Here is an 18,581-nt window from a genome sequence, read left to right as displayed (position 1 = left end):
CGTGCCACGATCTCGATGCAGCAGGCTGACAAGTTGCCAATGTCGGATTGCACCGGCATGCCTGATTCCATGGACAGCGAAGCGCCACAGTTGTGCCACGCTCATTGCAGTGGCGATCGGGAGTCGGCGCTTTCATGGCAGGGGCTGGACATTCAGTTTCTCGCGGCGCACGTGATGTGGCTCGCCAACTCGCTGCCCGGGTTGGTTCTCGACCGGGTAGCCCTCAGAGCGTGTTCAAAGTCTTTTGAGCAAGAGCACCAAGAATGCCAAGTGGACGAACTGCAGGCTGGTGTTGAGCCATCGCTCGCAGTTCTTCCACAGCCTCCTGTTCTTGTCCAGCCAGGCAAAGCTGCGTTCCACGACCCAGCGCTTGGGCATCACTTTGAAAGTGTGAAGCTCGCTTCTCTTGGCGATCTGCACCGTCACATGCCCTCCCAGAATCTGCTGCACGCCTTGCGCGAACGGCCGACCGATGTAGCCTGCATCGCACAGCAGGCTTTGTAGCCGGCTCAACCGGGGCTTGCAGCGCTGTAGCGCCTGCAGTGCGCCTTTGCGGTCCGTCACCTCGGCCGTGGTCACCGCTATCGCATGCGGCAATCCCTGGGTGTCCACCGCGATGTGGCGCTTGATGCCCGAGACCTTCTTGCCTGCGTCATAGCCCTTCAAGCCCGCCGTGTCCGTGTTCTTCACGCTCTGCGCGTCCACGATCAAGAGCGTGCTGCAGGCGTTGCGCCCCAGTTTCTCGCGGGCCGCGCCAACCTGATTTTTTTAATGCCTGCTCCAGCAGGCTGCCACCCTCGCGTGGCTCGCTCCAGATGGCAAAGTACGAGTGCACGGTGCGCCATTTGGGAAAGTCGCTGGGCAGTGCCCGCCACTGACAGCCCGTGCGCAGCAGGTACAGCACGGCGCAGAACACCTCGTACAGCTCCACTTTGCGTGGGGCAGTCTTTCTGCGCGCACTCTCCAGCAATGGCCGGATCACCTCGAACTGCTCGCGCTTGATGTCGCTGGGGTAGCCTTTTCTCACCCAGCGAGCTTCTCACATCAAGAGGGCGAGACTTTGAACACGTTCTCAGGCGGCACGTTACCTACATTCCTCCCAATCCCCGCGCGGGCTTTCCGCCGATCTACCTCACGTTCCAAGTCCTGCGGAATTGATTTATGTGTCCGTGCTCGCCGCGCACCGATGCGGCAGACCACGTGATTTCGTGAATACCAATTCCGAGGACAACCATGTTTACTCCCTTTTTTGGCGCCCCCGAGGGGCGCCCGTCGGCGTACGGCCGAGGCACAACGCCGGCCTCGATGCGAGTGCATCGTCTGAAAGCTATCAGCATCGCGTTGGCGGGCAGTGCGCTTGTCTCGCCTGTAGCCTACGCCCTCGATTTTGCTGAGGCACGCCTTATCGCGGAGCAGCAGAGCCCACGCATAAGCGCGCAGCAGTTGCAGGTTAACGTCGCCGAATCCGTGCAGAAGGCAGCAGGCTCGCTGCCCGACCCCAAGCTCTCGCTCGGCATCGAAAACTACCCCATCAGCGGCATGGATCGCTGGAGCATGACGCGCGAATCCATGACGATGCAGCGCTTGGCGCTCATGCAGGAAGTGCCCAACAGGGCCAAGCGCGACGCCCAGGTCGCCAGCGCGCAGGCGCGTGTGGATCGAGAACGCGCGGCGCTGGTTTTGCAGCGATTGCAGATCCGCCAGGAACTCAGCCTGGCGTGGATCGCCGCGCAGGCGGTGGAGCAACGGGAGATACTGCTGACGGAACTGCTCGCGGAGAACCAGCGCCTGCAAGACAGTCTCCCCGCTCGCGTCGCCGGCGGCACCGCCCAGGCTGGCGATCTGTTGGTCGCGGAACAGGAGGCGCTGACACTCACGGACCGCCGTGACGATCTACAGCGGGACCGGGCCAAGGCCAGGGCCGCGTTGCGGCGCTGGGTGGGCTCCAGGGCCGACGAAGCACTGCAAGGCGATCCAGGCCCGCTCACTCGCCCCGTCGCGCAACTGCGCACAGAACTGGCGAATCACGCGGAGCTTGAACTCTATCCGGCGATGCAAAGCATGGCCCGGGCCGAGTCCCGCGAAGCCCAATCAGAGACCCGCGGCGATTGGGCCTGGGAGATAGCCTATAGCCGGCGTGATCGCCGATGGGGCGACATGGTGTCATTTCAGGTGACATTCGATCTGCCTTGGCAGAAGGATCGACGCCAAGTGCCCATGATCGAGGCAAAACGGCACGAGTTGGAACGTCTGGACGCCGAACGCGAAGACGTGGCGCGGCGGCATTTGCAGGAGCTGGACGACAGCGCCGCCGAACTCCAAGCGTTGAACAGCCAGATCGACCGCCTGCAGACCGCCGGCTTGCAACTGGTACGGAACCGAGCGGCGCTTGCATTGAGCAACTACCGATCCGCCAAGGGGGACCTGAGCGCTGTGCTCAGTGCACGCGCCCAGGTGCTGGAGACGCGCATGCGTCTGATCGACCTTGGAGCGCAGCGCGACAGCCTCGTCGCCCGACTGAACAGCCTGATCGCGGACTGAGTGGAGACCCTCGCCATGAATACCTCTTCGAGAAACATCCTTGCCGGCTTGACGCTGGTTGCTGCCGGTATTGCCGTTGGATGGGGCGTCGCCCAATGGCGCGCCGGCCACCTCAGCGGCTCCCCCGCTGCCAACGTCTGTTGGCGCGCACTTAAAACTGACCCAGGCTGCGCGTTGAACTTTGACCCACCCGGTGTACGGGGCTGAGGGTATCAGTTGGTGGTCTGGGTGGTGGCCTCCTTTGCCCTGATTCTGGCTTTGGTCTTGTTGGCGGCGGTGCTGTTGCGCAGCCGCCAGGAGTCGTTGCCGGTCTCCAGGATGTGGCAGTGGTGGGTGATGCGATCCAGCAGCGCGGTGGTCATCTTGGCGTCGCCGAACACCTGACCCCATTCGGAGAAGGCCAAGTTGGTGGTGATGGCGAGGCTGGTGCGCTCGTAGAGCTTGCTGATCAGGTGGAACAGCAGCGCGCCGCCTGAGGGGGTGAACGGCAGGTAGCCCAGTTCATCGAGGATGACCAGGTCGGCATAGGTCAGGCGCAGGGCGATCTGCCCGGCCTTGCCCTGGGCCTGTTCCTTCTCCAGCGCATTGACCAGTTCGATGGTGGAGAAGAAGCGCACGCGCAGGCGATGCTGGCGCACGGCCTGGATGCCGATGGCGGTGGCCAGGTGGGTCTTGCCGGTGCCCGGTCCACCGACAAGGACGACGTTCTCGGGGGTGTGGATGAAGTCACCCTGGTGGAGTCGTTCGACCAGTGCGCGATCAACGGGACTGGCCGCGAAGTCGAACCCGAGCAGGTCACGATGGACGGGGAAACGTGCGGCCTTCATCTGGTTGGCCTGGGCACGAACCTGCCGTTCGGCGGACTCGGCCTGCAGCAGTTCGGCCATCCAGTGTTCGGGCTCCATGGTGTGCAGGCGCATCTTGGCCAGCAGTTCGGGCCACTGGCTGGCCATGCCGTGCAGCTTGAGCTGCTGCATGCGCAGCGGCAGGTCAGGCGTCGACATGATCTGCCTCCCGCAGGGCGTCGTAGCGGGCCGGATCGGACACCGGCGGATGACGCAGCGTCACTCGCGAGGCGACCGTCTCGATCGTGCGGTCCGGATGCTGCAATCGCCCCAGCACGTTGAGCACGTGGTCGGCGCGCACCAGGCCGGACTCGAGTGCCAGTTCCACCGCCACCAGTACCGCTTCGAGCCCGTGCACGGGTACGGCGGCCAGCACCTGGGCCATGGCGCGGTCGCCGTGAGGCTGGCGCAGCAACACCTGCTGCAGCTTGCGCAGCGGATCGGGCATGGACAGGAACGGCGCGCCGTCACGCAGTGCCCCCGGCTTGCGCTGGACCAGGGCGATGTAGTGCTGCCAGTCGTAGTGGACCCGATCACGCTCGAAGCTGCGCCGGTGGCGGGCGACCTCGGCCTCGCCGACCACCACGGCCAGTTCGAAGGGATACACGCGCAGGCTGGCGACGGCGTGGGCGTGTTCGCACGGCACGCTGTAGCGGTTGCGCTGGAAGCTGACCAGCGCGGTCGAACTGACCCGCACCGGCCGCTCGATGTAGCCGTCGAAGGGCGCGGGCATCGGCATCAGGTGGGGCTGTTCGTCCTCCAGAGCTTCGGCCACGGTGATGTCGGAGGCATCCGGATGCGCCTGCATCGGCCAAGCGGCGCGGCACTCGCTGGCGAGCCAGGCGTTGAGGGTGTCCAGATCTGGCCAGTGGCGGGCCCCGGCCTCGATCCAGATCTGTCGGCGCCGGTCCTGCACGTTCTTCTCGACCCGCCCCTTCTCCCAACCCGCGGCGCGGTTGCAGAACTCCGCGGCGAACAGGTAGTGGCTGGTCATGGCGTGGAAGCGGGCGTTGACCCGCCGTTCCCGGTGCTGGCCGATCCCGTCCACCGCCGTCTTCATGTTGTCGTAGATGCCGCGGCGCGGCACGCCACCGAAGGCGGTAAACGCCTGGGTATGAGCATCGAACAGCATCTCGTGGCTCTGGGTGGGATAGGCCACCAACCAGAAGGCGCGGCTGCAGGCCAGCTTCACGTGGGCGAGATCCAGCGGCATCTTGGCGTGGCTGCCGACGAAGGCGTACTCGCGGCTCCAGTCGAACTGGAAGGCTTCACCCGGAGGAAAGTGCAACGGCACGAAGGCCGGGCGGCGGCTGGCGCCGCCGGCCGCCTTCCACTGGCGGATGAAGGCCGTCACCCGGGTGTAGGTGCCCGGATAGCCGATCGCCTGCAACTGCGAGAACAGCACCTTGGCGGTGCGTTGTTCCCGCCGGGGACGATGGCTGTCGGCACGCAGCCACGTCTCCAACTGGGACCGGTAGGGATCGAGCCGGGAGGGCGAGGCTCGCCTGGGATAGACCGGCTCGGACTGGCCGCTGCGCAGCCATCGCCGGATGGTATTGCGGGATAGGCCCGTGCGCTTGGCGATCTCGCGCAGCGGCAGGCCATCGCGGAAATGCATCCGCCGGATCTTGGCCAACATGACCATGGTGATCACTCCTGAAATCCCCCGAGCAAAAGATGCTCAGGATGTGGGCTTCAGGTGGGTCAGTTTTACCCGCGCATCACCGCCGAAAGTGGGTCAGTTCTGGATGCGCGCCAACAGCGTCAGGCACTTTCGAGCATTGCCGCATCATTTAGCAACCGTTGAATGCGCTGGCGAGTCTCCTCTGGAATACCTTGCACAGACGAGTCAGGTCCGGGCCTGTTTGGCTGCTGCTGGGTGCCCGCGATGACCCGCACGACCATGCCCAAATTTCCTGGTGTCACGATGTCGATGGCTGCGCGATCACCCAGGTCCGGATGTGGGCGGGTCAGCATCCGGTACAGGTCCCACGGATCCGCATGCGGGCACTGGTTCATGAGCACCTGTGCCAGCTTGTGCTTGAGGGGTACCAGCTGCCAGTCGGGCACGCGTTGCCCGCGGTTGCCCAAGCTGATGGACAGCAGCTTGCCCGCCTTCAGCTCGCGGTTGATCTGGTCCTTGGACTTCCCGGCCAACTTGCCGAACAGCGGGACCGGCAGACTGCTCGGCGATTCGTAGATGACCAGCATTTCCTCGCGCTCGCGCTGGATGACAGACACCTCCGGCTCTGGCGCATGCGTCGGGGGCGGTGGTACCTGCGACAGTCGCTGGAATGTGATTCCCCCGTCGTTTGGCGTCACGACGATGGGTTCGGCCACCACAGGCGGAACGGATGCCGCAGAAGCAGCAGCGACGATGGTGTTGGGCTTGTCCTCCTCTGCCATGGCCGGCACGCCCTCGATATGGATCGTGAGGTGCGCGCTGGCCGCTTCCACTTGGCCCTGTTCGAGCAGATCGAGACGATCCGCCCAGTCCTGCATCATCCGGCGGCGCGGCTCAACATACTTGGCGTGGTTGTAGGCCGAACTCACCTTGTTCGGGTCCGAGTGCGAAAGCTGCGCGTCCACCCAAATCTTGGGATAGCCGATCTCGTTGAGCGCCGTCGAGATGGTTCCGCGGATGCCGTGACCGGTCAGTTGATCCTCGTAGCCCATTCGTTTCAAGGCCGCGTTGAGGGTGTTCTCGCTGATGCGCTTCTTGAGTTCGCTGCGGTGCGTGAGCAGATGGACCTGGGCCGGCCTCATCACACCCAACAGGTAGCGCACGATCTCGATGGCCTGCACGGACAACGGCACGATGTAGGGCGGAACGTCCTGCGGGCGCTTGCCGGCCTTGCGCATCTCGTCTTGGAGTTGCTTGACGATCTGCGGCGGGATGATCCACAGGCCACGGTCGAGATCGAACTGGTCCGGGGTCGCCAGCCGCAGCTCGCCGGTACGCACGCCGGTCAGGAACAGCAGCCGGATGCCGAGTTGGGTCTGCCAACCACGAGGGTTGTAGAGCCTGAGCTTGTGCAGGAACTCGGGAAGCTCCGGAAGATGCAGGTAGGGGTTGTGGTTCACCGGGGGCTTGGGCTCGGCCACCACGTCCAGGTCGGAGGCCGGATTGGCTTCCAGCCCCTCCACGATGACGAGGGCATAGCGGAACAACTGCCCCAGCCAGGTGCGGACCTTCTCGGCAGTGGTGAACGCCTTGCGCTCCTCGATCCTCGCCAGGACGCCCAGGAGTTGGGGCCGGCGAATGTCGTAGATCGACATCTGCTTGAGGCTAGGCAGCACGTCCTTGTTGAAGATCCGCAGGATTTGCGACAGCGTGCTGTTCCTGCCCTCCTTGATTTCCTTGCGGCGATGCTCGACCCACGCATCGAAGACGGCCTTGAAGGTGTAGTCGGCCGCAAGCTTGACCGCGTGTCGCTTCTGTTTCCGATCGGTATGGGGGTTGACGCCCTTTGCCAGAAGCGCCCGGGCTTCGTCGCGCAAGGTGCGCGCTTCGCGCAAACCGATCTCGGGGTAGTTCCCCAGGGAGATGCGCTTTTGCTTGCCGAGCCAGTAATAGCGCAAATGCCACGACTTGCCGCCGGTGCGGGCGACCACCAGGCCGAGGCCATCGGTGTCGGGGATGCTGTAGGTTTTCTCGGCGGCCTTGGCTTGCCGCACGGTCAGATCAGAGAGTGTCATCATCAAGCTCCTAAGTCTTGGACTTAGGCCCGATGCTGCTTGTCATCCCGATCCAACCCCAGCAACAACCCGGAACCGGCACGACCCGCATTCTTTGGCCTTGTTTTTGGCCTCAAAAATGGTGGCTGTCAGTGGACTTCCGTGGCTTTCGCTGGAATGAAAAAAGGAGCCGAAGCTCCTCTTTTCAATGACTTACAGACGTCAGTGGAAGTCTGTAGATCATAAATTGGAGCGGGAGACGAGTCTCGAACTCGCGACCTCAACCTTGGCAAGGTTGCGCTCTACCAACTGAGCTACTCCCGCAGGGGTCTTGCTGGGCTTGCCCGGTTTCCCTGCCCAGCTTATCGGGCTATCGGGCAGACCTCTTTTGGGCAGGCCTTTTTCGCAGCGCCGCCTGTTTGGTTTCAGGCTACGCGTTTCCGCGAAAGAAAAAGATTATAGCGCTCTTGCAGAATCTGTCAAGTGATTGGCGGACGTCATGTGCTCGTATCATGTACCGATGTCCAAATCGTCAACCGCTTCGAATCCCGGCGTCGCTTCCGCCGAACGTCTGCGCCTGGACAAGTGGCTGTGGGCCGCGCGCTTCTACAAGACGCGCAGCCTGGCCGCCCAGGAGGTCGAGAAGGGCCGGGTGCTTATCAATGATCAGCTTGCCAAGCCGGCCCGCGAGGTGCGGCCCGGCGACATCGTGCGCATACGCAGGCAGGACCAGGTGATGCAGGTACGCGTGCGCGGCATCAGCGCCGTGCGCGGCCCGGCTCCGGTGGCAGCGCAGCTGTATGAGGAAACGCCCGAAAGCCGCGCGGCCCGCGAGCACGCGGCCGAGATGCGCCGCCTGGCGCCCGAACCCGCGCAAACCATCTCGGACGGCCGTCCCACCAAGCGGGACCGGCGACAACTTGCGTCGCTGCGAGAGAAGTAGACAGCGCATGGCGGGTCGACGGATTGCCTGGTGTTCGAACCTTGATCGAGGGCTTCGTTTCTCGGCCGCCATTCCCGTATCGAAGTATCGGAGCCGCTCGACGCGAATGCCCACCTGGCGGCGGCGCGCTGGCCGAGCCCGTCGCTGCGCCCAAGTCAGTTTCCCGGCGCACCCACATGCTCGGCAATCAGTCGCGCCAGCATGGGCCACAGCGCTGGAGGCAGGTCATGTCCCATTCCCGGTATCAGCCGCAGGCGCGCCCCTGGAATGGCCCGCGCCACCGCGCGCCCGGCGGCCAGCGGCATCATGCGGTCTCCGGTGCCGTGGATCACGAGTGTCGGCGCACGGATGGCTCGGCAATACACCCGCAGGTCGCCGGTGCCCAGCACCGCCCACACTTGCCGACGCACGCCCTCGCCATCCAGGCCTCTGTCGCCCATGGTCCGTACGATGTGCTCCAGTTCCGAATCCGGTACCGGATACTGCGCCGTACCCAATGCATGCAGCAGAGATTTGATGCGCGCCTGGCGGACGTGCGCCGGTGCGGGCATGGATCCGCGCCACATCTTCCACAGCAGCCGGGGCGCGGGCGGCGGCATCAACGGCTGGTTGGTGCTGGTGGACATCAGGGTCAGCGTGCGCACGCGGCACGGATGCCGGGCGGCCATGACCTGTCCGATCATGCCTCCCAAAGACATGCCCACCACATGCGCTTGCGGGATGTTCAACGTGTCCAGCAGCCGCAGGGCGTCGTCGGCCATGTCGTCCAGTGTGTAGGGAACCTGCGTGCGCAATCCAAGCTGGGCGCGCATGGCCAGGCGCCACATAGACGGAGCGGGCGTCGACATGCGAAACCTGCCGGACAGGCCCACGTCACGATTGTCGTAGCGGATCACCCTCGACCCGGTCGCCGTAAGCGCTTTGCAGAAGCCGTCGGGCCACAGCACCATCTGCGCACCGATGCCCATGATCAATACCAGGGGAGGCGCCGCCCGGTTGCCCCAATCTTCGTAAGCGAGCGCTATCGGCGGCCCCTGGATGCGGCCTCGCCGCACCGGCGGCTCGGATGCCGGGTCGTCTACCCACGCGCTCATCGTGGCGGCCGCGTTAGTCCTGGTCCGGCGATTTGCTGTCAGAGTCCGACATGGCGTGCCTCCTGGATGAAAGAAGGGGAGTGGATTCGCAAGCGGACGCAAGCCGTATGCCCGCGCGCCGGACAACAGGAATGGCGCTTGCTGCGGCTACAGGTCTTGCGGCGCGGCGGACGCGCCGTCTTACCGAACAGGAGCGATGCCCATGAAACTGCGACTGAAACCCCTACGCGAACAGGTAATTGTGATCACCGGCGCCGGCAGCGGCATCGGGGCCGCCACGGCCAGGATGGCTGCGCAGCAGGGAGCGAAAGTGGTGCTGTGCGGCCGTGGTGAAGAGGCGCTGACCCGGCTGGCGGACGAGATTGCCGGCGCCGGCGGACAGGCGAAGGTGATCGTGGCCGACGCAGGCGTCCCGGAGGACCATGAACGCATCCTGCAGAACGCCCTGGCGGCCTATGGCCGCGTCGATACCTGGGTGAACAACGCCGGCGTGTCGATCTTCGGCCCGCTGGAAGACGTGCCGCTGGAAGACCAGCGCAAGCTGTTCGAGACCGACTACTGGGGCGTGGTGTACGGCTCCATGACCGCGGTGCGCCACTTCAAGGTGTCCGGCGGCGGCGCGCTGATCAATGTGGGCAGCGAAGTGTCCGACCGCGCCGTGCCGCTGCAGGGCGCATACTCCGCCGCCAAGCACGCAGTGAAGGGCTTCACCGATGCACTGCGCATGGAACTGCAGCAACAGGGGGCGCCGGTGTCCGTGACCCTGATCAAGCCCGCGTCCATCGCGACGGGGTTCACCGAGCATGCGCGCAACTACATGGACGTGGAGCCGCAGCTGCCGCCGCCCGTATACGCACCCGAGATGGTGGCCGAGGCCATTCTGCATGCCGCGCAGCACCCGGTGCGGGACCTGTACGTCGGCAGCGCGTCGCGCGCCATCTCGATGGTGGGCCAGAACATGCCGGGGTTGGCCGATCGCATGGCCGGCTGGCTGATGCGCAACCAGCGCGGCAAGGGTCCGGCCGTGCGCGGGTCCGATTCGCTGTACGAGGGCGGCGGCTCGCATCCCGCCTCGATGCGGCCCGCGCGCCGGCGCAGCGTCTACACGTACGCGGCCATGAACAGCGGCAAATCGTGGCTGGCCGCCGCGGCGGTGCTGGGCGGCGCGGCGCTGTGGATGCGGCACGCGAAGCACCGCGGCTCGCTGGAATGAGGCGTGCGCAAGACGCGGCCGAAATGACAAAAGGGGCCGGAGGGCCCCTTTACATTGCACGGTGTTGTGGCCGCGTGGGCAGCGTGCGCTGCGCCCTGGCATGACCGAATCTGGAGCGGGAGACGAGTCTCGAACTCGCGACCTCAACCTTGGCAAGGTTGCGCTCTACCAACTGAGCTACTCCCGCGTGAGCCGCGCAGTATACACGAAACGCAAATGTATGCGCGCAAGGGCCTTCAAGTAATATCGGCGCAGTTCTCACGCAGCACCCATCACGCAGCACCCAATCCACGCCATGTCCCAGTCGTCCGATCCCGCCGTGTCAGGCGCATCCCTAACTCCTGCCCCGTGCGACCTGACCGCGAGCAACACGCTGGGCCTGCCGTCGCACGCGCCCGCATGCGTGACGCTGGACGACTCCGCGCAGTTGACGGCCCTGTCCGACCTGGTCTTGCAGCATCCCGCCGTGCTCGTGTTGGGCGGCGGCAGCAATGTGGTACTGCCCGAACGTGTGGCCGGGCTGGCGGTGCGCGTGGCGCTGCGCGGCATCCGGCTGGTGGAAGAGCGTCCGGACGCCTGGATCGTCGAGGCCGCCGCGGGCGAGAACTGGCACGACTTCGTGGCGCGCTGCGTGGAGCAAGGTTGGAACGGCCTGGAAAATCTGGCGCTGATCCCCGGCACGGTGGGCGCCGCGCCCGTGCAGAACATCGGCGCCTATGGCGTCGAACTCGCCGAACGCTTCGACAGCCTGATGGCCTGGCACCTGTACGACCGCCGCCTGATTCGCATGACCGCCCAGGACTGCCGCTATGCCTATCGCGACAGCGTCTTCAAGCACGCCGAGCCCGGCACGTGGGTGATCGTATCGGTGCGCTTCGCGCTGCCGCGCCCGTGGCAGCCGGTGCTGACGTATCCCGACCTCGCGCGCGATCCGATCCTGAACCCCGGCCCGCGCCGCCCCACCGAGGCCGTGGTCAGCGCGCGCGACGTGTTCGACGCGGTCTGCCGCATCCGCCGCGCCAAGCTGCCCGATCCCGCCGTCATCGGCAACGCGGGCAGCTTCTTCAAGAACCCCATTGTCGACGCGGCGCAGCGCGAAGACCTGCTGGCCCGCTTCCCCACACTGGTGTCATACGCGCAACCCGACGGCGGCTACAAGCTCGCCGCGGGCTGGCTGATCGATCAATGCGGATGGAAAGGCAAGATCCAGGGCGCGGCCGGCGTGCACGACCGGCAAGCCCTGGTACTGGTAAATCGAGGCGGCGCCACGGCCGACGACATCCTCGGCCTGGCGGGCGCGATCCAACGCGACGTGGAAGACCGCTACGGAGTGAAATTGGAGCGCGAGCCGGTCGTTGTGGCTTGATCAGGGCACAAGAAGCACGGATCGGTGCGATCTAGCTGCGGTCGGTATAGCTGTCTTGGATCGTCGGCGTTCTTGAGGCGTCTGGGCCATGACTGCGGACTCTCGTCCTCGCGCTGAAGCGCTGCGGGCGCGAGCCCTCCGCCATGTCCCAGACTCACGACAACGCGATGCCACGGCCGCATGTTCGCGGTTTTTCCGCACCACCCCGCAGTTCTGCGCATACGACAACGCAACGCAACGCATATTCGTCAGCACGACGCACGGCCGCCTTTGACGGTGCTGTGAGCCGCGGCCGTGCCGGAGAAGTCGCGCCCGCAGCGCTTCAGCGCGAGGACGAGACTTCGCAGCTACGGCCGCGGCGCCTCAAGAACTCAAATGCGCCTGCATCGAACGCAGACCTATACAACAGCGCCGCTTACGAAAGCCCCAGAACCGCCTGCATATCGTACAGGCCGTTGTGCTTGGTGGCGAGGAAGCGGGCGGCGCGCAGCGAGCCGGCGGCATAGTTGGCGCGGGTGGTGGAGCGGTGCGTGATTTCGATGCGCTCGCCGTTGCCGCAGAAGAAGACGGTGTGGTCGCCCACGATGTCGCCGCCGCGCACCACCGAGAAACCGATGGTGCCGGGCTTGCGCACGCCGGTGTCGCCATGGCGCGTCCAGGTGGCCACGTCGGGCAGCGCCACGTTCCAGGCAGAGGCCACGGTTTCGCCCATTTTCAGTGCGGTGCCCGAGGGGGCGTCGACCTTGTTGCGGTGATGCGCCTCGAACACTTCGACGTCGTAGCCGGAGTTCAGGATCTTCGCCGCCATCTCGAGCAGCTTGAAAGTGGCGTTGACGCCCACGCTCATGTTGGGCGCGAACACCACGCCGATCTTCTGTGCGGCAACCTCGATGGCGGCGCGGCCGCTGTCGTCGAAGCCGGTGGTGCCGATGACGATGCCGGTGCCATGCTGCACGCAGGCCTTCAGGTGCTCTAGCGTGCCCTCGGGGCGCGTGAAGTCGATCAGGCAGTCGGCGCCGGCCAGCGCGTCGAGCTGGTCGGTGATTAGCACGCCGGTATTACGGCCCAGGAACGCGCCGGCATCCTGGCCCAGCGTCGACGAGCCGGCGCGGTCGAGGGCGACGGCCAACTGCAGATCGGGGGCGTCGAGCACTGCCTCGATCAGCATGTGGCCCATCCGGCCGCTGGCGCCCGCAATGGCGATACGCATGGGATTTCCTTGGGTTGGGCTGGACACGGCGTCGCTCATCGCAGCGGCTGGGCGTCGCCGCCAGGCAGGCCGGGCGAATAGGGCGAGGGGCTGGCCGGCGGCTGCACGACCACGCTGGGCGTGGCCTGGCGGCTGCCCTCGTCCTGCTTGCGGGCCTGGTCGGAATCCAGCGTTTCGGTGGCCTTGCTTTCGGCGGCCCGGGCTTCGTCCTCGCGCTTGTCCGCGGCGTCTGCCTGGGCTTCCTGCGCCAGCGGCGGCGCCGATTCGATGGGATTGCCGTCGTCGTCCAGCTGATAGGGCTGCAGCGTGGGCTGCTGGTCGCCGCTCCAGCGCACCAGGCGGTCGTTCTCGAACCAGACGGTGAACTTGCGCTCGCGCGCGTTGCCGTAGCCGGGCTTGTAGTAGTAGGGGTAGTCCCAGCGGTCGGCGTGCAGTACGCTGGTCAGCATCGGGCTGCCCAGTGCGAAGCGCACCTGTTCGCGCGACATGCCGGTTTGCAGCAGGGCCACCTGTTCCTGCGTGATCCAGTTGCCTTGCTGGACGTCGATCCGGTACGGGAAGCCCCACTTGCCCGACGAGCAGCCGGCCAGGGCAACCATGACGCCCAGCGCGGCCAGGCCCATCTTGAAGGACCGGACGGGCCGGGAGGGAATACGTGCGATCGAAGACACTTGCGCACCGCCAATTATTGAGAAACGGACAAAACCGTTATCATAAAGGTTTCAAGAAGATAGTTCCCTGCGGCTTCCCGGCAGCGTCACTGCGGGATCCCTACAAGGGAACGAAACGGCGGCAACAAGATGGCCGGCGGGTGCAGTGGGGCCAGCCGGTTTCGCACCATGCCCATGCCCAACGCCGACAGAGAGCAAGCAACTATGAGCGACCAAAGCGACCTGAAGAACATGGGCTTGAAGGCGACGTTTCCGCGCCTCAAGATTCTGGACATTTTCCGCAAATCCGACCAGCGCCACCTCAGCGCCGAAGACGTCTATCGCGCGCTGATCGCCGAAAACGTCGAGATCGGCCTGGCCACCGTCTACCGCGTGCTCACGCAGTTCGAGCAGGCCGGCATCCTCAGCCGCAGCCAGTTCGACACGGGCAAGGCGGTGTTCGAGCTGAACGACGGCGACCACCACGATCACCTTATCTGCACCAACTGCGGCATCGTGGTCGAGTTCTCGGACAACGAAATCGAGAAGCGCCAGCACAAAATCGCCAAGGACAACGGCTTCGCCCTCGAAAGCCACGCCATGGTGCTGTACGGCATCTGCGGCAACTGCCAGAAGACCCGCTGATAAAAAACCCGGGCTCACGGCCCGGGTTTCTCCTTCCTGGTCAGTCGGCCATGCAGAGCCGACCCGACACCCTGTTTCCTACGCCGCCTCCGACACGCCCAGCATTTCGCGCGCATGATTGCGCGTGGTGTCGGTGATGGTGATGCCGCCCAGCATGCGGGCAAGTTCCTCGACGCGCGCGTCGATGTCCAGCTCGGCGATGTGCGAGCGCGTGGTGCCGCGGCTTTCGCTCTTGCTGACGCGGTATTGCGTGTTGCCGCAAGCCGCCACCTGCGGCAGGTGCGTGACGCACAGCACCTGATGGCGGGCGCCCAGCTCGCGCAGCAGCTTGCCCACCACTTCGGCGACCGCGCCGCCCACGCCGCTGTCCACTTCGTCGAAGATCAGGGTGGGTACGCGCGCGGCGCGGCTGGCAATGACGGACAGCGCCAGCGAGATGCGCGACAGCTCGCCGCCCGAGGCCACCTTGGCCAACGACCGCGGCGTGGTGCCGGCATGGCCGGCCACCCGGAATTCCACCGTTTCGTTGCCCTGGGCAGACGGTGCGGATTCCGCCAGCGCGGCCTCGAACGTGCCGCCCTGCATGGCCAGCGTCTGCATGGCCTGGCTTACCTGCTTGCCCAGGTCTTTGGCCACCTTGCGACGCGCGGCGGACAGCCTGGCCGCCGCCGCGTCGTAAGCCGACTGCGCCTGGGCGGCCTGCGCGCGCAGCGCCTCGACGTCGCCGGCCGCCTGCATCTGGGCCAGCTGCGCGTGCAGCGCGTCGCGCAGGGCAGGCAGTTCCTCGGGCGTGGTCTTGAACTTGCGCGCGGTTTCGAACACGGCCCCCATGCGCGCCTCGACGTCGCCCAGGCGCTGGGGGTCGAGTTCGACCCGGGTGATGTAGCCGTTCAGGTCGGACACGGCTTCGCCGATGGCGATGCCCGCCGATTCCAGCGCCTCGCACAGGCCCTTCAGGGCGGCGTCGTGGCGCATCATCTGCTGCGCCCGCTGCAGCGCCAGGTTGACGCGATGGCGCGCGGATTCTTCTTCGCCGTCCAGCGCCTCGAGCACTTCGCTGGCGCCGTCCAGCAGCGACTGCGCATGCGCCAGCCGCGTGTGCTCGGCCTGCAGGCTGTCCCATTCGTCGGCGCCCAGCGCCAGGGCGTCGAGCTCGTCGGCTTGCCATTGCACGCGTTCGCGCTCGGCGTTCAGGCTGTCGGCGTCGTGTTCAGCGGCTTCGAGCTGGCGCTGCAGCCCGCGCCACTGCTTCCAGGCCTGGGCCACCGACTGGCGCAGATCGGCGTGGCCGCCATGCGCGTCCAGCAGGTCGCGCTGCGCCTCGGGCCGCATCAGGCTCTGGTGCGCGTGCTGGCCGTGGATGTCGACCAGATGTTCGCCCAGTTCGCGCAGCAGCGTGACGGTGACCGGCGTGCCGTTGAGGTACGCGCGGCTGCGGCCCTGGGCGTCGATGACCCGGCGCAGCGCCAGCTCGGGGCCGGCGGCGTCCAGGTCGTGCTCGGTCAGCCAGTCTTGCAGGTGGGCGGGCGTATCGAACACCGCGGTGATGTCGGCCCGTGCCGCGCCCTCGCGCAGCATGCTGGCGTCGCCGCGTTCGCCCAGCGCCAGCGCCAGGGCGTCGATCAGGATGGACTTACCGGCGCCGGTTTCGCCGGAGAATACGGTAAAGCCCGGACCGAAGTGGATCTCGGTTTCGTCGACGATGACGAAGTCTCGGATATGCAGGGTGCGCAGCATGGCGGGCGCGTCTGGCTATTCAACGTTGTCGGTGGCCTGCGGCATCAGATTCCAATGCAGCTTGCGGCGCAGGGTGGAGAAGAAGCTGTAGCCCTCGGGGTGGACGAAGCGCACCGTGTGCGGGGCGCGCCGCACCTCGATGCGGTCGCCGGGCTGCAGGTCGGACCAGGTCTGCATGTCGAAATGCACGCTGGCGCCGACCTCGACCCGGCCCATGGCGACCAGCGTCATGGAAAGCACGCCGGAATCGGGAATGACGATGGGGCGGTTGGACAGCGTCTGCGGCGCCACGGGCACCAGCACCACGGCGTTCAGGCCGGGGTGCAGCAGCGGACCGTTGGCCGACAGCGCATAGGCCGTGGACCCCGTGGGTGTGGCGACGATCAGGCCGTCGGCGCGCTGCGCGTACATGAAGGCGCCGTCCAGTTCGACGCGCACCTCGATCATCCCGCCGCGGCCCGCGCGGTTGAGCACCACGTCGTTCAGGGCCAGCGCCGAATACATCTGCTGATCCCCGCGCCACACGCTGCCTTGCAGCAGCATGCGGTCTTCGATGGTGTAGTTGCCCTCGAGCACGCGGTTCAGCGCGGCATGGGCGTCCTGCACCGGGATGTCGGTGATGAAGCCCAGGCGGCCATGGTTGATGCCGATGAGAGGCACCCCGAACGGGGCCAGGTGACGGGCCGCGCCCAGCACCGTGCCGTCGCCGCCCATGACGACCGCCAGAGAGGCGCTGCGGCCGATTTCCTGGACGTCGGCTACCTGGTATTCGTGCACCTCGGTGTTGCGAGCGGTGTCGGCCTCGATGAGGACCTTGCGGCCGGCCTGCGTCAGCGCGTGCGCCAGCGCCCTTAGCGGGGCGTCCAGGCCGGTGTCCTGGTGCCTGCCGATCAGGGCGACGGTGGGAAAATGCATGGGTCGGACCCGTATGAAAGTGAGAAGTGGGGCGGGTCTCACGATTATAGGGGGCCGCTTGCTACGGAAGTAGGAGAAAAGTGCGCCGGTCACCCTCTCGTCATCGACCGCATCACGCCGTCCCTGCGGATCAACCAGTGGTACAGCGCGGCCGCGAAGTGGGCGCAGAAGGTCAGGAAGAACAAGTACGCAAGCCAGCGATGCGCGTGCCGCAGCCAGGCGAACAGCGCGGGATCGGCGGCCGCGATGGCGGGCAGCCGCAGCCCCGCGCCCAGCATGATGGGATAGCCGCCTGCGGACTGCATCGCCCACCCGACCACGGGCATCGCCACCATCAGGGCATACAGCAGCAGATGCGAGCCCACGGCGGCCGACTTCTGCCACGCCGGCAGGTCGCCGGGCAGCGCGGGCGGCCACGAGCGCAGGCGCACGGCGATCCGCACGCAGGCCAGCACCAGCACGGCCGCGCCCAGCGGCACGTGAATCCCGACCAATGTCGTATGCAGTGTGGACACGGACGCCGTCATGCCGACCCCGATGAACAGCATCGCGACGATCATGACCGCCATGACCCAATGCAGCAGGCGGGCGGGCCAGCCGAATACGTTCTTCATCATTGTTTCTCCGTGGACATGCGGGCCGCGCCGGGAAGGCCGGCTTCTTCACTCGTTCGCCGCAAATAGGAATCCGCATAGGCGGCCGAGCGTGCCGCCAGCAAGGGATCGCCGGACACGCGTATGCCCTCGGGCAGCACCGTGGGATCGAAGTTGATGTCGCGGCATGGGCCGTTGTCCTGCGGTTCGACGGTGGAAAGCACGAGCGTGCCCGCGTCGATCACCGTTCGGTCCGCGGGCCAGGTCTTGGTCGCGTCGTCGACCGGGTCGTCCGGCGCCGCAAGCGTAATCATCAATTTCCAGCGCTGCACGCCGGCGGCGATTCTGCGCACCAGGTCTTCCTGCAGCACATTGGCGTCGCCCGCCGCGGCGGTATTGCCGGCGGCATCCGGCTGCTGGGGCACCATGGCCCAGCGCACCGCCTGGCGCTTGCCGTTGCCGTCCACCAGATAGAAGGCATTCAACGAGTGGTATGTCTCGGTCGCGTAGCTGGCGCCGGGGCGCGCCGTTTTCACCCAGGCCAGGAACGCGCCCGCTTCAGGATGCGCGCCGAAGAAGGCCTTCAGCTTTGCCGGATCGGGCTTGCCCGTTTGCGGGTCTGGCCGCCCCGCCAGCGCCTGTTCATAGAACGCCTCGGGCGTGGCCAGGGGAAACACCGGCATGGCGTTCATGCCCATCCGCCACTGTTGTCCGTCCGGCGCGGCAAGCCGTAGCGCCAGGCTGCGGATCGGCACGCTGTTGTCCGGCGCATAGGGGTTGCCGCCCGGCAGCGCGAACCTGCCGACGACGGGTGTGCGGACGGTCTTGAAGAACGGCGCGGTGGAGTAGGCGCTGGCCGTGCCGGCGCCTTCGAAGTATCCGCTGACGCACACGCCTTTGGCGTGATTGCGGCGATATCCAGGATGCAGGCCGCCATTGGCCTGCAGGCTGTCGACAATCTTCTGCGGCGTCAGCCGCTGGGGCGCCAGCCAGCCGCCGGCGTAGCCGAAGGCGAGCGCCACTCCGGCCACTGCGCCCGCGATCGCCAGCCAGCGCCATCGCTGCGCTGCGGGCCTGGATTGTGTGGAAGTCTGCGTCATGAGGTGCGCTCCCGACCGTGAGGTCTGTGTCGAATCCTTGCCAGACGCGCG

At 66.2% G+C, this 18,581-nt stretch carries 16 protein-coding genes and 2 tRNA genes; 5 read left to right on the top strand and 13 right to left on the bottom strand.

What is annotated here, in order from left to right:
* Nucleotides 1–234: 234 nt before the first annotated feature.
* Nucleotides 235–1,027, bottom strand: a protein-coding gene (locus tag CAL15_RS18260) for an IS5-like element ISStma16 family transposase (RefSeq protein WP_086009121.1) whose coding sequence is annotated in 2 segments (ribosomal slippage) — nucleotides 235–769 and nucleotides 768–1,027 — 795 coding nt in all. Because the reading frame shifts where the segments join, the coding sequence is not laid out codon by codon here.
* Nucleotides 1,028–1,305: 278 nt separating this feature from the next.
* Between CAL15_RS18260 and CAL15_RS18255 the strand changes: the two genes are divergently transcribed.
* Nucleotides 1,306–2,541 carry a TolC family protein gene (locus CAL15_RS18255; protein ID WP_024099874.1) on the top strand — a complete coding sequence of 412 codons (1,236 nt, stop codon included), beginning with the start codon at nucleotides 1,306–1,308 and terminating at the stop codon, nucleotides 2,539–2,541.
* Between the two features lie 212 nt (nucleotides 2,542–2,753).
* Here CAL15_RS18255 and istB read toward each other — a convergent pair whose 3' ends face one another.
* From istB to CAL15_RS18230, 4 genes are all read right to left on the bottom strand, one after another.
* Nucleotides 2,754–3,545, bottom strand: a complete 792-nt coding sequence (gene istB / locus CAL15_RS18245; protein WP_003097544.1) for an IS21-like element ISPa36 family helper ATPase IstB — start codon at nucleotides 3,543–3,545, stop codon at nucleotides 2,754–2,756.
* Nucleotides 3,532–5,031 carry an IS21-like element ISPa36 family transposase gene (gene istA, locus CAL15_RS18240; protein ID WP_003097546.1) on the bottom strand — a complete coding sequence of 500 codons (1,500 nt, stop codon included), beginning with the start codon at nucleotides 5,029–5,031 and terminating at the stop codon, nucleotides 3,532–3,534. The genes istB and istA overlap by 14 nt, the downstream gene beginning before the upstream one ends.
* A 119-nt stretch (nucleotides 5,032–5,150) precedes the next feature.
* Complete coding sequence (locus CAL15_RS18235) at nucleotides 5,151–7,085, bottom strand: tyrosine-type recombinase/integrase (RefSeq protein WP_003097548.1); 1,935 nt, start codon at nucleotides 7,083–7,085, stop codon at nucleotides 5,151–5,153.
* A 227-nt stretch (nucleotides 7,086–7,312) separates the two neighbouring features.
* Nucleotides 7,313–7,388 (bottom strand) — tRNA-Gly (locus CAL15_RS18230).
* 196 nt (nucleotides 7,389–7,584) lie between these two features.
* Between CAL15_RS18230 and CAL15_RS18225 the strand changes: the two genes are divergently transcribed.
* Nucleotides 7,585–8,007: an RNA-binding S4 domain-containing protein gene (locus CAL15_RS18225; RefSeq protein ID WP_086079886.1), complete on the top strand. Its 423-nt coding sequence runs from the start codon at nucleotides 7,585–7,587 to the stop codon at nucleotides 8,005–8,007.
* Nucleotides 8,008–8,162: 155 nt separating this feature from the next.
* On the opposite strand, the gene CAL15_RS18220 is transcribed toward CAL15_RS18225, so the two are convergent.
* A complete protein-coding gene (locus CAL15_RS18220) occupies nucleotides 8,163–9,101 on the bottom strand; it encodes an alpha/beta fold hydrolase (protein WP_086079885.1) in 939 nt (312 codons plus the stop codon).
* A gap of 202 nt (nucleotides 9,102–9,303) precedes the next feature.
* Here CAL15_RS18220 and CAL15_RS18215 point away from each other — a divergent pair, with 202 nt between their 5' ends.
* Entirely contained in the window at nucleotides 9,304–10,314 is a 1,011-nt protein-coding gene (locus tag CAL15_RS18215) for an SDR family oxidoreductase (RefSeq protein ID WP_086079884.1), read from the top strand.
* 111 nt (nucleotides 10,315–10,425) lie between these two features.
* On the opposite strand, the gene CAL15_RS18210 is transcribed toward CAL15_RS18215, so the two are convergent.
* Nucleotides 10,426–10,501, bottom strand: a tRNA-Gly gene (locus tag CAL15_RS18210).
* Between the two features lie 108 nt (nucleotides 10,502–10,609).
* Here CAL15_RS18210 and murB point away from each other — a divergent pair.
* Nucleotides 10,610–11,680, top strand: coding sequence for a UDP-N-acetylmuramate dehydrogenase (gene murB / locus CAL15_RS18205; RefSeq protein WP_086079883.1), 1,071 nt, complete (start codon nucleotides 10,610–10,612; stop codon nucleotides 11,678–11,680).
* A gap of 415 nt (nucleotides 11,681–12,095) precedes the next feature.
* On the opposite strand, the gene dapB is transcribed toward murB, so the two are convergent.
* On the bottom strand, nucleotides 12,096–12,890 hold the full coding sequence (gene dapB / locus CAL15_RS18200; RefSeq protein ID WP_086079882.1) for a 4-hydroxy-tetrahydrodipicolinate reductase: 795 nt from the start codon (nucleotides 12,888–12,890) through the stop codon (nucleotides 12,096–12,098).
* A gap of 35 nt (nucleotides 12,891–12,925) precedes the next feature.
* Nucleotides 12,926–13,513, bottom strand: coding sequence for an outer membrane protein assembly factor BamE (locus CAL15_RS18195; RefSeq protein WP_086079881.1), 588 nt, complete (start codon nucleotides 13,511–13,513; stop codon nucleotides 12,926–12,928).
* A gap of 252 nt (nucleotides 13,514–13,765) precedes the next feature.
* Here CAL15_RS18195 and fur point away from each other — a divergent pair, with 252 nt between their 5' ends.
* Nucleotides 13,766–14,185: a ferric iron uptake transcriptional regulator gene (gene fur / locus CAL15_RS18190; protein ID WP_086079880.1), complete on the top strand. Its 420-nt coding sequence runs from the start codon at nucleotides 13,766–13,768 to the stop codon at nucleotides 14,183–14,185.
* Between the two features lie 78 nt (nucleotides 14,186–14,263).
* Here the strand turns inward: fur and recN are convergent, their stop codons facing one another.
* The 4 genes from recN to CAL15_RS18170 all read right to left on the bottom strand — a co-directional run bounded on the left by recN (nucleotide 14,264) and on the right by CAL15_RS18170 (nucleotide 18,530).
* Nucleotides 14,264–15,922, bottom strand: coding sequence for a DNA repair protein RecN (recN, locus tag CAL15_RS18185; RefSeq protein ID WP_086079879.1), 1,659 nt, complete (start codon nucleotides 15,920–15,922; stop codon nucleotides 14,264–14,266).
* A 15-nt stretch (nucleotides 15,923–15,937) separates the two neighbouring features.
* Nucleotides 15,938–16,837, bottom strand: a complete 900-nt coding sequence (locus CAL15_RS18180) for an NAD kinase (RefSeq protein WP_086079878.1) — start codon at nucleotides 16,835–16,837, stop codon at nucleotides 15,938–15,940.
* Between the two features lie 89 nt (nucleotides 16,838–16,926).
* The gene (locus tag CAL15_RS18175; protein WP_086079877.1) at nucleotides 16,927–17,454 is read right to left on the bottom strand and encodes a cytochrome b; all 528 of its coding nucleotides are present in this window, start codon (nucleotides 17,452–17,454) and stop codon (nucleotides 16,927–16,929) included.
* On the bottom strand, nucleotides 17,451–18,530 hold the full coding sequence (locus CAL15_RS18170; RefSeq protein ID WP_086079876.1) for a catalase family peroxidase: 1,080 nt from the start codon (nucleotides 18,528–18,530) through the stop codon (nucleotides 17,451–17,453). Before CAL15_RS18170 ends, CAL15_RS18175 begins: the two co-directional genes overlap by 4 nt.
* Nucleotides 18,531–18,581 lie beyond the last annotated feature (51 nt).

Origin of the sequence: Bordetella genomosp. 13, assembly GCF_002119665.1 — a bacterium.
Taxonomy (GTDB): Bacteria; Pseudomonadota; Gammaproteobacteria; order Burkholderiales; family Burkholderiaceae_B; genus Bordetella.
This window is presented reverse-complemented; position numbering and strand designations above follow the sequence as displayed.